A 14,313-nucleotide genomic window follows, 5' to 3' on the forward strand; every position below is an offset into this window, starting at 1 on the left:
GAGGCGGAGCTACCGCAGCCGGAGCCGCACCGAACTCATGACGCAGCGTGATGAAGCCGGAATGGACATCCTGCTTACTGGCCATCCAACCTTCGTAGCCCAGTTCCAGCCAGGTGCTTTCGCCAACCTGTCCGGCAACCTTGGCACCGGCAACAATCGCATCCTGGTTCCTATCGGGACCGTAGATGTTGAATGCAGTACCCGGAGCATCAGCAAAGGCTGCTGTGATGTAAGCGGGATCTTCTTCGAAGCTATGACGCCAGCCAACCTTCAGTTCCGGCTGGATCGCGCCCATCGTGCCCTGCAGCTTCACACCCAGTTCGGACGTTGCGTAGCTGTCCTTACCGTCGACGGTCAGGTTCGCACCTGGCAGACCGCTTTCCGTGAAGGTGTCATATTCGGCAGAGACGTAATCGAGGCCCGCATAAGGGGTCAAGGTTACAGCCTTACCGACCGGCAGACGGTAGCCAACTTCACCACCAAGAGCCCAGATGCTGGCCTTCGGCGAGGAAGTGAGTGCACCACCGAAATCTCCGATCGAAATCGAGCGCGTGCTATCACCCTTGATTTCGGAATAGGAGCCGGAAGCCTTCGCGTAGAAATTGCCGGGATCGTAAGCTGCGTAAGCACCGACCTGGAAGCCATCGGCATCCATGTCAGCCGACAGATTGCCTGCCGTACCTTCGAAGTTACCCTTGTTCTTCACATAACCGGCACCAATGCCGATCACGCCATATTCGCCCAACGGCATATCCGCACCCAAAGCGGCGTACCACTGGTCGCTGTCGTAACCGGGAGCTCCGATGCTGCTATCGGCATCGATATTCTCGGCACCGTAGTTCACCGTACCCCAGATACCCGGGCCGTGACGCTTACAGGTCAGCATGCCAGCATCGGTGTTCAGTGCGGCGCACTCACCCATGTCTGCCAGAATGCCGTTGAAGCGGTTACCCATCCAGCTCAGCGACTGAAGGTAAGTCGCATATTGCGAGCCGGAAAGCTGCGACAGTGCGTCCGAATAATCGGCCACATTGTCGACCCCGAACAGAGCAATATAGAGGTCATCCATATCGCCATTGCCCGTCGGATCGTAGATGGTTTCAAGACCACCAGCGACCGAAGCCGGGTTGGTGCCAAGAGCAAATCCACTGTCGTCAAAGGCGACGCGAGCGACCGTCAGATCGACGTTGTCATCCGTGTCATAAACTGCAGTGGCATCCAGGAACAGGTTCGGTGTGACGACATCTGCGAAGGTACCCGTCAGAGTGTTCGCATCGATGATGTTGTCATAGCTGTAGGAGTTGGCGAGCAGACTATCAGGATCTGCAACGCGAACTTCCAGCACGCCATCCGTGATGTCAGCCGTATCGGCCACCACCTGCGGATAAGCAGGGTCAGCATCTCCGTCTACCAGGTCGAGTGCCAGCGTACCGCCAGCGTCAACCGTGAAGTCTTCAACATTAACCAGTGCTGCTGGAACGTCGGTCGCCGTTTCGCGGTTGTCACGCAGGTAGAGCGTGCCGTCTTCGGCGATCGTCAGCGACCCGTCGAGCACGCCATCCGAGTTCACGATGCCCTCGAACGAGGTTTCGCCGCCAGAAACGGTGATCGCATCATCATCCGACAGTTCGATATTGCCGTAGATGTTACCGCCGCCGAGCAGGTTGACCTGCACTGCATTGGGAGCATTCTCGACATTGATCGCCGTGCCGAATTCGATCACGCCGTCATTCACCAACTGAGCCGTAATAACGCCCGAGTTGTTGATCACAGCCGTGCCCGTCGGAGCCGTACCGGTTGTACCCGTACCACCCGTGAACAGGATACCCGTTGCTGCTGCCGGTGCGTAAGCCGGGCCGTCAAACGGGAAGCTGTTTGCCGCTTCGGTGATGATAGCATCGGTCGTGCCAGCACCATCGTTCGTGGCGACCACAGAAATCGTGCCATTGTTGGTCACGGTTGCCGTGTTTTCAGCGCCGTTCACGTGGATGCCGCGAGCGATAGCCGTATCGACGCCTACGTTCTGTACCGTAGTGCCGGTTCCGACTTCCTGCCCGAGACCGCCGGTGACCGTTGCCATAGCCGAAATCGTACCGTCGTTGACGATCGTTCCGGTTGCGGCATCGCCGGTGGCGACAGCCTGGATGGCCGTTGCACGGGCGCGGCCTGCCGCGACACCATTCGCTTCAGCCGAAACGTTCATCGTACCCGAGTTGGTAACGTCGAGTGCGAAGTCGTCTTCTACCGTGTAGCCTTCTGCCACAGCGAAAGCTGCGCCAGCGGTTGCTTCAGTGTCAGTGTTGGTCGCATTGGCCAGAGCCGTAACGTTGAACGTGCCGCTATTGGCGAAGACCGCGGTTTGTTCATCCCCGTTCAGCGACTGGTTGACACCTTCCACATCGGCATAAGCGAAGGCGCCCAGGCCAGTGCCGGTGTTGGTTGCCGCACCATTGGCGGTAGCCGTACCTGCAGCCGTAAACGTACCGGCATTGCTGAAGGCAACGCTAGCCGTCGTAGCTGACGCACTCTGCCCCACGCCGCGCGTGAAGGTCGCTGCGTTAGCTTCGTCTGCGGTAGCGACTGCAGCACCAGTGACCGAGATCACTGCGTTTTCAGCATTGTTCAGCGATACGGATGCTTCTTCACCGCCAGCAAACTGGTCGATACCATCAGCCACCGTGAAAGCCTGAGCCGCTTCTTCGCCGGTGGCATTAGCCGATACAGCGAAGTCGATCGTGCCGGCATTGTCCAGCGTTACGGTCGAGCCCTGGGCTGTCTGGAAGATACCGGCCTGGTTGCCGGTACCGCCGAGCGCAGCCATTGCCATCGCGGTTTCATTTGCTGTGCTGTCATCATCTGCAGCGGTTGCCACTGCGCTGATGTCGGCAGAGATGGTTCCGCCATTGCTCAGCGATACGGTCGAAGAGAAATCATCATCCGCATTCACATCAAGATTGGCAGACTGATAGACGACCGAATTGATACGAGCATTGGCATCTGCATTGCCTTCGACAGCGTTTGCCGTGCCAGTAACGACAACATCAATGGCACCGTCGTTCTGAACGTTCGACAATGCATTGTTATCGTCAGCATCGGCAGTGGCGACGATGACGCCCAGCGGGGTGCTTGCAATATTGGCATTGGCGGCAGCATTGCCATCAGCCGCATCAGCGGCCGCGTTGAGCGTATAGGTCGCTTCTGCATCACTGCCATTCACAAATTCAGCCGTCGCACCGCCGCTCGGGTCTGAAACAGCAACAGCCGAAGCATTCATGGCAGCCAGAGAGAAGCCACGTGCCGTGGCCTCGGCTGAGTCACCTTCCGCCGCGGCATCACCGGAAACGGTGATCGTTCCGGCATTGTCGAACGATGCCAGAGCCAGTTTGTCAGGATCGTCATTGGCCGTCGCATTAACCCGGGCACCCCTTGCAGTAGCGTTTGCCTGGGCTGCATCGTCAGCGACTGCCGAAGCCGAAGCCGAAACATCTACCGAACCGCTATTCGCAAAGGTCGCGGTGCCGTTGCCTTCGTCTGTTGCCTGCGCATCTACGTCAAACGAATAACCAAGAGTCCCAATGGACGCATTAGCCGCAGCATCATTAGCGGTGCCTTCAGCATTGGTGGACATTGCGGTTGCCACTGCCGTCAGGCTCAAAGCGCCATCGTTCTGCAGAGTGGCAATGGCATCGCCATTGTCTGAGTTTGCAGAGACCATGCCGCCAAAGGCTCGAGCATCGGCGTCCGCGCCCGCTTCACCAGCTGCAGATGCCTTTGCATCAACACCCATCGTCGCAGAAGCGGCATTAACAACCGAAGCCGACGCATCGGCCAGATCGATGCCCGAAACACTGCCTGTTGCAGAAACAATGAATGCCTCTCCGGCAGCAGCAGTAGCTTCAGCCGAGTTGGCCGCAGCATCAGCCGCATATGCGAAGGTGAGCGAACCATTGTTGGTCAGCGCCGCGACGGCGTCGCCATTCGTGCTGCCGGAGTCAACATAGAATGCAGCCGCGGGCCCAGAGGCATTCGCTTCAGCTGTCGATGTTCCCGTTGCCTTGGCATCCAGGGTCAATGTGAATGTGCCGTCATTCGTCACGCTGGCATTCGCGTCCGCACCGGCGTTGCCTGTGCCAGAAACACTCACAAGATTATCAAATGAGTTAGCGTTCGCTACAGCATTCGCTTCATCGGCTTCGGCCACAGAATCGATGTCGACAGTGAAGCTGCCAGCATTCGAGAATGAAGCCGCAGCAGCATTACCATCGCCATTTGCACCCGCAGTGACGTTTACCGCGCGTGCTACACCACCGGTAGCGTTGGCACCTGCACCCGATTCAGCGGTACTATCCGCACCTGCGGCGACTGTCAGTGAAATCGCGCCATCATTGGTCAGCGAAGCCACCGCATCATCACTACCGGCCTGCGCCAACACGCCGAATACATCTTGCAAATTACCGGTGACGCCAGCATCGCTGCCGGTTGCATTTGCATTGACGGCTGCTGCAAAAGTAGCATCGGCATTATTGGCGAAGGTAGCCGTGGCCGCTTCACCCATAGCCATAAGAGATGCCGCATAGCTACTGCCGGCAGTTGCCGTCGCTTCGTCTGCTTCCGCATCAGCCGACGCAAGCACGGAAACCGAACCGTCATTGGCGAAGCTCGCCGCAGCTGGGCCAGAACCAGCCATCGCATTAGCTGACAGACGAATGCCATTATTAATCTGAGCATTGGCGTTAGCAATATCAGTAGCAGTAGCAGTCGCAGAAGCAGCAGCCGCAACCGCACCAGCGGAAATCTCGATAGCACCCGCATTAGCCAGGTCGGCCGAAGCACTGTCGCCGACAACCGTCTGCAAAATAGCGGTACCCACCAAAGCTTCCGCAGTGGCTTGGGTGTTAGCCCGGGCTTCAGCGTTCGCGGTAATCAGCAGGCTTGCATCTTCAGCATTGGCGAAAGATGCACTTGCCGCGCCATCACTAGCGGAAACCACTTGCGACACGCCAGAGACGATGTTTGCATCCGCTGTCACGTTATTCGGCAGTGTCGTCGCAGAAGCAGGATTGGCAATCGCCGTGGCATAAATGCCCATCGCTGCGCTGTTCGTGATCGAACCGGTCGCACCGTCGTCGCCGGTCAGATCCTGAAAGACGCCTGCTGAAATAATAGCATTCGCCGCCCCAGACGTTGTCACCGCAGCATAAGCGAGGATGTTGACGTCTTCACCAGCGGTGATCGTCGCATCGACGGTCGCATCCGTCGCCGTTCCGCCTGCCGCATCATACGCCTGACCAAACTGACCGCTTGCTTCGCTGGTCACTGAAACAGCTGTAGCAGGAAGCCCAGCCGTGCGATCCACGTCACCCGAAAAACCATCAGCGGTGGTAATGTCCAGCGTTTCGGTGATCGAAGCGGAAGTGTTATCTTCCTCGACACTCCCCGCTACAGTACCATCGGTGGCTGGTACGTGATCGGCGAAAGCCGGTGACGCGGTCAGCGCTCCAAGCGATACGCCAGCCGCTAATATACGGCGCATATTGCGATTCATCCGTGTAACTCCCTCACATTGCGCCGCTAAGAGGCGCGAAATCTTTGTCAAAGCGCGGCAGAATCCGGCTCATGAACAGCCCGTCAGTAGTTTCCCTAAAGCAGCCTGTCCAGTTAGACGCGGTGAAATATTTAATAATTTCTAGAAAAACCGTCGTTTTCGTAATCTTGTTGCCAAAATGGCGCAAAATGCAAAAAAAGGCCGGAACCCGAAGGTCCCGGCCATTAAGTCTAACGTTCGCAGGAGGAACGTGGTGAGGCCGGAGAAAAGAGCAACTGCTTCGCCCCGGCCAATCTTGTCACTGGTTGACGAATTCAGGATAGGCTTCGACCCCGACCTCTACGCGGTCCAGCCCGGCCAATTCTTCTTCTTCGGTTGGGCGCAGGCCCATCACCAGCTTCAGAATGAACCAGAGGATTGCGCTGAGAACGAATGTCCAGACACCTACGGCAACAACGCCAGTCAGCTGCGCCATGAACGGCACTTCCGTATTGGTCAGCGGCACGATCAGCGTGCCCCAGATGCCGCACATAAGGTGGACCGGGATGGCCCCGACAACATCGTCAATTTTCAGCTTGTCGAGCAGCGGAACGGTGAAGACCACGATGGCTGCACCCACTGCGCCGATGAACAGGGCCGCCGGTACGCTGGGCGTAAGCGGTTCGGCAGTGATGGACACCAGGCCCGCCAGTGCACCGTTGAGCGCCATGGTGACGTCGATCTTCCGATAGAGGATCTGCGTCAGGATGATCGCCACAACCACGCCGGCAGCTGCCGCCATATTCGTGTTCACGAAAATCTTCGACACGTCAGAAACGTCACCAATCGTGCCCATGGCAAGCTGCGACGCACCGTTAAAGCCGAACCAGCCGAGCCACAGGATAAACGTACCCAGAGTAGCGAGCGGAATGTTCGATGCCGGGAAGACATTGACCTTGCCATTCACATAGCGGCCAAGACGCGGACCGAGGATAAGAGCGCCAGCAAGTGCCGCCCAGCCACCGGTGGAGTGCACCAGAGTGGAACCGGCAAAGTCCGAGAAGCCCATGCCATCGAGCCAGCCTGCACCCCATTCCCAGCTGACCACGACCGGATAGATGAAGCCGGTGAGAACAACGGTGAAGATGAAGAACGGCCAGATCTTGATACGCTCAGCCAGCGTGCCCGAAACAATCGAGGCCGTGGTGGCGCAGAAAACCATCTGGAAGAACCAGTCGGATGCCACCGAATAACCGGTGGCGGTGTCCGCTTCGCCCACGCCCTGCATGGCATAGGGACCAATCAGGCCGCCGATGAAGCCGGTGCCGTCAAAGCCGGGATAGGCAATGTTGTAGCCCATCACCCAGAACATGATGCCAGCGATGGAATAGAGGCCAATGTTCTTCAGGCACTGAAGCGAGACGTTCTTGGAGCGTACGAGGCCAGCTTCGAGCATGGCGAACCCGGCCGCCATCCACATGACCAGAAAGCCACCGATCAGGAACAGCAAGGTGTTCAGGATATAGGCAGTGCCACCGCCCACAGCTTCGGCTGCCGCCGTCGCAGCGTCAGCCGGCGCGGCAAAAGCCGGGCCGGACACAGCCAGCGCACCAAGCGCCGCTGCTGCAAATTTCACGAAATTGCGTTTCATTGAAATATCCCCCTGATCACAGCGCGGTGTCGCCGGTTTCGCCAGTGCGAATCCGCGTGGTCGATGCCAGGTCGAGAACGAAGATCTTCCCGTCACCGATACTGTCGGTGCTGGCCGTTTGCTGGATGGCTTCAACGACCTGCGGCGCAATTGCGTCGGTAGCGGCGACTTCGATCTTCACCTTCGGCAGCATATTCGTCGAATATTCTGCGCCGCGGTAAATCTCGGTCTGCCCCTTCTGCCTGCCGAAACCCTTAACTTCAGACACAGTCATGCCCGCAATGCCGATGCCGCTCAGGGCTTCGCGCACTTCGTCGAGCTTGAATGGTTTGATGATAGCGATGATGAACTTCATCACTGACCCCCTCTTGCTTACCGGTCAATCTCCCGGCCAAGACTACTAAGCAAAAGGTATGCCAGTTTCCGTTTCGTGCTAATTTGCGCGCAGAAACGAACAATACAGTTCGGGCATTGTCGAAGTCAGCGCCCGAATCTTGTGCAATTGCCTATTTTTTAGGCAGGCAATTGCAGCGCAGCGCTAACCGGGAGGTGGTCGGAGGCGATGGCGGCCAGCGCGCTATGATGCACCTGTTGCGACACGCAGCGCCACTCGGGCGAGATGACAATACGGTCAAGCCGGGCGAGCGGTCGCCGGCTGGGGAAGCTCTTTCCCGGTGCCAGAACATTCCACTCCGGGCCAAATGCGCGCAGCGCCCCTTTCCGATTGGACCATTCATTCAGATCCCCCATCAAGATCGAGGGCTCCGCGCCCCTGGCCATATGCGAACAGATGGCCTCGATCTGATGCCGCCGGCGCAGGCCGGACAGATCGAGATGCATGCCCACCACGCGCATGATGCGGCCATCGACACGCAGCCGCGCGCAAACGGCCCCGCGTGGTTCCAGCGTTGGCAATGTGATGGGTTCGGCATCCAGAATATCTACGCCGCGCCGCACCAGAATGGCATTGCCATGCCACCCCATGCTTTCACTGCGCGCCGCCAGCGGCACCAATTGCCAGTGATGTTCGGCCAGCATCTGCCGCGGGATCACCGCGGCGCGGCGTCCCAGCCTGCGGTCAGCCTCCTGCAAGGCGATTATATCAGCGCCAAGTTCGTTCAGGACATTGATGATGCGTTCCGGGTCACGGCGCCGATCAAGGCCGATACCCTTGTGAATATTATAGCTGGCAAAAGTAAGCTGCATGGAACCTCTACTCTCAAGCCATGGCATGAGTTTCCCAATAGCGGGAGAGAGGCCCCCGCCTGCTCAGCGCTCCTTGGTTGCGCTGAAGGTGAGGCTGGGGTTCTTTTCCTGCTGGTAATTCACATCCCAGGGGGATTTGGCCATGAACACCCAGTCACCTTCGCGATCCTTGGCCAAATTGGCACGATTGAACTGTTCGAATGTCTGCACGTCTTCCGCGCTGCCGGAAATCCAGCGTGCGGTGGAAAAGGGTGAAGCTTCCAGCCCGGCTTCCACCTTATATTCCGCCTCAAGCCGCGCGATCAGCACTTCCAGCTGAAGCTGGCCCACCACGCCAATAATCCATTGCGCGCCGATTTCAGGATAGAACACCTGAATCACGCCTTCTTCGGAAAGATCGTCCAGCGCCTTGCGCAGCTGCTTGGTCTTGGTCGGATCGCGCAATTGTACGCGGCGAAGAATTTCCGGCGCAAAATTGGGCAGCCCGGTGAAACGGATCTGGTTCTTTTCCGACAAGGTATCGCCCACGCGCAAAGTGCCGTGGTTGGGGATGCCGATGATATCGCCCGCTTCCGCCGTATCCGCAATTTCGCGGTCCTGCGCAAAGAACATGATCGGGGAATGGATCGCGATCGGTTTGCCCAGCCCCGAGGGCGTGAGCTTCATCCCGCGTTTAAAAGTGCCCGACACCATCCGCATGAAAGCGATCCGGTCGCGGTGCTGCGGGTCCATATTGGCCTGCACCTTGAAGATGAAGCCGGAGACTTCATCGCGCTCAGGCGTGATTTCCTCTTCGCCTGCCGGTTGGGGCCGCGGCGGGGGCGCGATTTCTGCGATGGCTTCAATCAATTCGGTAACGCCGAAATTCTTCAGCGCCGAACCGAAATAGACCGGCGTCAGATCGCCATTGCGATAGGCTTCCAGATCAAATTCGGGATAGCCGACCTGTGCCAGTTCAGCCTCTTCGGCAATGTCTTCCGGCAGATCCAGATTTTCGTCACGCTTGCCCAAAAATTCGCGGCTCGGGCCTTCAGGGCGGCTGACCGTGTTGCTCGCAAAATCGAGCACGCCCTGGAATTGCCCACCCATACCGACCGGCCAGCCTTGCGGGCTGACATCCAGCGCCAGCATATCGGCCACTTCGTCGAGCAGTTCGAACGTCGGGCGCCCTTCACGGTCCACCTTGTTGATGAAGGTGATGATCGGCACCGAACGCAGGCGGCAGACTTCAAACAATTTGCGCGTCTGCGGCTCGATCCCCTTGGCCGCGTCGATCACCATGATCGCGGAATCGACCGCTGTCAGAGTGCGATAGGTATCCTCGGAGAAATCCTCATGCCCCGGCGTGTCGAGCAGGTTGAAGGTCACCCCATTGCGTTCAAAGGTCATCACCGAGCTGGTGACCGAAATACCGCGTTGCTGCTCAATCTTCATCCAGTCCGAACGGGCACGGCGGGCCTGTCCGCGCGCCTTCACTTCCCCCGCCAGATGGATTGCGCCGCCTTGCAGCAGCAGCTTTTCCGTCAGCGTGGTCTTACCCGCGTCAGGGTGGGAAATAATGGCGAAGGTGCGGCGATTGGATGTCATGAGAAGCCTCGGGATTGGATCGGGAAAGGAGCGGATGAAATCCGCGGTCCCTATCCCCGCAATTCCGCCCCCTGTTTAGCCGCAGCCTGGACGATTTTATCCGAAATCGCTTTCAGCTGTTCTTCGGTATAGCTGGCATCACCCGGCTGAAGTGTAACTTCCACGGCAAGAGATTTCTTGCCTTCAGCCACGCCTGCCCCGCGAAAATCGTCAAAGATCCGCGCATCGACGATATTCGCCTTGTCCGCCCCTTTCACGCTGCGCAGCAGATCGCCAGCCGGCATCGCGGCATCGACCAGGAAGGCGAAATCGCGCATCACGCTTTGCAAGGCTGGCGGCGCGTAAGCAGAACGGGCGAAATCAGCCGCGCCCTTCTTCGCCGGGATCGCATCGAGGAAGATTTCCACTGCCACCACCGGCCCTTCAACATCGAAAGCCTCCAGCGTTTTGGGATGCAGCGCACCAAAGCGTGCGAGCACATTCTTGGGACCAAGCCGCAAGGTGGCGCTCTGTCCCGGATGAAACTGGCTCCCCGCCCCGCCCATTACTTGCAGCTTTTCCACCGGGGCTCCCGCTTCGGCGAGCAACGCCATGGCCTGCGCCTTGGCATCGAACGCATCGAAAGGCACGGCCTTTCCGCCAGCCCAGCTACGCGGGGTCTTTTCCCCCGCCAGCAGCACGCCCAGCGTCGCGCGTTCATCACTCTCACCGGATTTACCGCGCAGATAGCGGCGACCGATTTCAAACAGGCTTATGCCTGCGGCGCCGCGATCCAGATTGCGTTTGGCCGCAGCGAGCATTCCCGGCAGCAGCGACGGGCGCATCGCTTTCATGTCTTCGCTGATCGGATTGTCCAGCAGCCACAATGCCTGCCCCTCCACCGCGAAATGTTCGGCTTCGGACACGGGGATGAAGGACCAGGTCAGCGCTTCATGCAAACCGCGCGCGGCGGCGGCGCGGCGCAGACGCCGCTCCAGCTGTTGCTGCTGCGTAGCGGTGGGGCGCGCAACACCGGGGACACGCGGCAACGGCACGCTGGCGACCTTGTCGAGCCCGTAAATACGGACGACTTCTTCCACCAGATCCGCAGCGCCTTCGACATCCGGGCGCCATGTGGGCACGCCCACTTGCCAGTCCTCATCAACGCTGAACCCCAGCCGGGCCAGAATGGCGCGCTGTTCACTCTCACTCACCTCGACCCCGCCAAGACGAGATACGAGCGTGGGATCGAAGGCCACCGTCTTGGTGTCCAGCGGCGCTGCGCCAGCGCGCACCACTTCGGAGGCTTCACCGCCGCAGATTTCGAGCACCAGCTGCGTCAGCAGATCGAGCCCGTCATCGAGAAATGCGGGATCGACCCCGCGTTCGAACCGCGTGCGGGAGTCGCTCGCCAGCCCGAGCGTCCGACCGGTGACGCCAATCTGTTCAGGATTGAAATAGGCGATTTCGAGCAGAACATCGCTCGTGCCTTCGGACACGCCCGAATGTTCGCCGCCCATGATACCGGCAATGTCATGCACCCCGGCATCATCGGCAATCACCGTCATGCTGGAATCAAGGCGATAGGTCTTTTCGTTGAGCGCCTGCACCTCTTCCCCGTCGCGCGCGCGACGGGGAACCACTGCTCCGCTGAGCTTTGCGAGGTCATAGACATGCGCCGGACGGCCAAGCCCCAGCATCAGATAATTGGTAATGTCGACCAGCGCCGAAATCGGCCGCTGTCCTGCATCGCGCAGTGCGTCCTGCATCCATTCCGGCGAGACGCCATTTTTTACGCCGCGGATCACACGGGCGTAAAAGGCCGGGCAGCCCTCTGCATCATCCGTGCGGATTTCCACCGGGCAGGCGAAAGCACCGGGGGCCTGCGCTATTTCGAGCGGCTTCAGCGTGCCGAGGCCCGCAGCGGCGAGATCGCGTGCCACGCCATAGACGCCCATGCAATCGGGGCGGTTAGGTGTGATCGCCACGTCGAAGACCGGCGAGGAACCGCGATATTGCGCGAATGGCGTGCCGGTGGGCGCGTCTTCGGGCAATTCGATGATCCCGTCATGATCTTCACCCAGATCAAGCTCGCGCGCCGAGCACATCATGCCGTTGGATTCGACGCCGCGAATGGCGCTCTTGCGCAGCTTCATATCGTTGGTGGGCACCACTGCTCCGGGCAGGCCGAGAACGCCCTTCATGCCAGCGCGCGCGTTGGGCGCACCGCAGACGACCTGCAGCGGATCGCCCTCACCGGTGTCGACTGACAGCACCTGCAACCGGTCCGCATCGGGATGCGGCGCTGCGGTGAGCACATGGGCGATGCGGAAACCGTCCAGCTTCTCCGCCGGATCATCGAGCCCCTCCAGCTCCAGCCCGATGGCATTGAGCTTGGCCGCGATGTCTTCAGCCGTTGCGTCGGTTTCAAGATAGGTCTTGAGCCAGTTCAGCGAGAATTTCATGCCCGTGCTCCTACGCCAGCCGACAGCGTCGGCTGGTCGAAAGCCGAAAATCCGTAATGCGACAGCCAGCGATGGTCACCATCGAAAAAGGCGCGCAAATCATCCATCCCATATTTCAGCATGGCCAGGCGATCGACGCCCAGCCCCCAGGCAAAGCCCTGATATTCCTGCGGATCGAGCCCGCCCATTTCGAGCACGCGCGGATTGACCATCCCTGAACCCAGCAGTTCCATCCACGCATGACCTGCATCATCGCCATTGCCGCCAACGATGCGCCGGCCCTTTTCATTGCGATAGCCCACATCCACTTCCACCGAAGGTTCGGTGAAGGGGAAATAAGACGGGCGCAGGCGCAGCACGATATCTTCGCGCTCAAAATAGGCCTTGAGGAAGGTTTCCAGCGTCCATTTGAGATGGCCAAGGTGAATGCCCTTATCGATCACCAGTCCTTCGATCTGGTGGAACATGGGCGTGTGCGTGGCATCACTGTCCGATCGATAGACCCGGCCGGGCGCGATAATGCGCAGCGGCGCCCCATCGGCCAGCATCGTGCGGACCTGAACCGGAGAGGTATGCGTGCGCAGCAGCATCCGTCCGCCTTTGGGGGCCGTGTCGGGGAAATAGAACGTGTCATGCATCGCGCGCGCCGGGTGACTTTCCGGCATGTTGAGCGCGGTGAAATTGTACCAGTCATCCTCGATTTCCGGGCCGGTGGCGACCGCGAAGCCGAGATCGGCGAAGATTTCCGCCATTTCATCCATCACTTGCGAAACGGGGTGAACCGAACCGCGCGCCTCATCTGGTGCGGGCAATGACAGGTCGAGCGTTTCGGCGGCCATGCGCTGTTCCAGCGCGGCCTCTTCCATCGCGCTCTTGCGTGCGGCCAGCGCGTCGGTGACGCTCTGGCGCAGCCCCTGAATTTTCGGGCCCTGTTCCTGCCGTTCCTCGGGCGTCATCTTGCCAAGCGTCTTGAGCAGCGCGGAAACGCTGCCCTGCTTGCCCAGATATTCGACCCGCAATTGTTCGAGCGCGGCAAGATCCTGCGCCTCGGCAATCCGCGTACGGGCTTGTGTTTCGATGTGTTCCAGTTCCGCCATGATGTCTTTGCTGCAAAGAAGGTCTGGCGGCCTGTTAGCCCCGGCGGCGCGCCAGCCCAACCCCCTAATTGGCGAGCCGATGGGCCGCGGGGTGGTAAACAAAAGGGCGCGGAAGGTTGAAACCCGCCGCGCCCTTTGTGCAATGAAACGGTATGATACCGATCAGGCGGGGAGCGCGTCCTTAGCCTGCTTGATGATCACACCAAAGGTTTCGCCTTCATTCATGGCGAGGTCGGCCATGACTTTGCGATCGAGTTCGATGCCGGCGAGCTTAACGCCATGCATGAACTGCGAATAGGTGAGGCCTTCAGCGCGCACCGCAGCGTTGATACGCTGGATCCACAGGGCGCGGAAGTTGCGCTTCTTAACCTTACGGTCGCGATAGGCATACTGGCCGGCCTTTTCGACGGCCTGACGAGCAACGCGGATCGTATTCTTGCGACGGCCGCGATAGCCCTTCGCCTGATCTAAAAGCCGCTTGTGCTTCTGGCGCGTTGTAACACCGCGTTTAATACGTGGCATGGTCTAAATCTCCTGTCCTTGAACCCGGCTCAATCGAGGCCGTAGGGGGCCCATTTCTTGATCGTCTTCGCATCAGCGTCAGAGATCACGGTGGTGCCACGGTTCTGGCGGATATACTTGGCGTTGTGGCTGATCAGCCGGTGGCGCTTGCCGGCAACGCCGTGCTTGACCTTGCCTGTTGCGGTGAGCTTGAAACGCTTCTTCACACCGCTTTTGGTTTTCAGCTTGGGCATTTTCGTCTCCTCATCTGAGACACGTTTGACCAGCCCTGGCAGCCCTTGT

The 14,313-nt window shown here is 59.3% G+C and carries 9 protein-coding genes; all 9 read right to left on the reverse strand.

The window, feature by feature from the left end; genetic code table 11:
- Positions 1 to 5,545, reverse strand: a 5,545-nt coding sequence (locus GRI91_RS07085; protein ID WP_160735976.1) for an autotransporter domain-containing protein, incomplete at its 3' end; no start/stop codon positions are given.
- A 298-nt stretch (positions 5,546 to 5,843) separates the two neighbouring features.
- Positions 5,844 to 7,175, reverse strand: a complete 1,332-nt coding sequence (locus GRI91_RS07090; RefSeq protein WP_160735977.1) for an ammonium transporter — start codon at positions 7,173 to 7,175, stop codon at positions 5,844 to 5,846.
- Positions 7,176 to 7,191: 16 nt separating this feature from the next.
- Positions 7,192 to 7,530, reverse strand: a complete 339-nt coding sequence (locus GRI91_RS07095) for a P-II family nitrogen regulator (RefSeq protein ID WP_160735978.1) — start codon at positions 7,528 to 7,530, stop codon at positions 7,192 to 7,194.
- Between the two features lie 158 nt (positions 7,531 to 7,688).
- A complete protein-coding gene (locus GRI91_RS07100; protein ID WP_160735979.1) occupies positions 7,689 to 8,381 on the reverse strand; it encodes an endonuclease/exonuclease/phosphatase family protein in 693 nt (230 codons plus the stop codon).
- Between the two features lie 63 nt (positions 8,382 to 8,444).
- Positions 8,445 to 9,968, reverse strand: a complete 1,524-nt coding sequence (locus GRI91_RS07105; RefSeq protein ID WP_160735980.1) for a peptide chain release factor 3 — start codon at positions 9,966 to 9,968, stop codon at positions 8,445 to 8,447.
- Between the two features lie 50 nt (positions 9,969 to 10,018).
- Complete coding sequence (gene pheT, locus GRI91_RS07110) at positions 10,019 to 12,412, reverse strand: phenylalanine--tRNA ligase subunit beta (RefSeq protein ID WP_160735981.1); 2,394 nt, start codon at positions 12,410 to 12,412, stop codon at positions 10,019 to 10,021.
- Positions 12,409 to 13,509 (reverse strand): phenylalanine--tRNA ligase subunit alpha, encoded by a 1,101-nt coding sequence (gene pheS, locus GRI91_RS07115; protein WP_202385515.1) that lies wholly within the window; start codon positions 13,507 to 13,509, stop codon positions 12,409 to 12,411. Before pheS ends, pheT begins: the two co-directional genes overlap by 4 nt.
- A 162-nt stretch (positions 13,510 to 13,671) precedes the next feature.
- Positions 13,672 to 14,031, reverse strand: coding sequence for a 50S ribosomal protein L20 (gene rplT, locus GRI91_RS07120; protein WP_160735982.1), 360 nt, complete (start codon positions 14,029 to 14,031; stop codon positions 13,672 to 13,674).
- A gap of 29 nt (positions 14,032 to 14,060) precedes the next feature.
- Positions 14,061 to 14,264, reverse strand: a complete 204-nt coding sequence (rpmI, locus tag GRI91_RS07125) for a 50S ribosomal protein L35 (RefSeq protein ID WP_160735983.1) — start codon at positions 14,262 to 14,264, stop codon at positions 14,061 to 14,063.
- Between the last annotated feature and the right edge of the window lie 49 nt (positions 14,265 to 14,313).

This window comes from Altericroceibacterium endophyticum, from assembly GCF_009827595.1.
GTDB classification, from domain to species: domain Bacteria; phylum Pseudomonadota; class Alphaproteobacteria; order Sphingomonadales; family Sphingomonadaceae; genus Altericroceibacterium; species Altericroceibacterium endophyticum.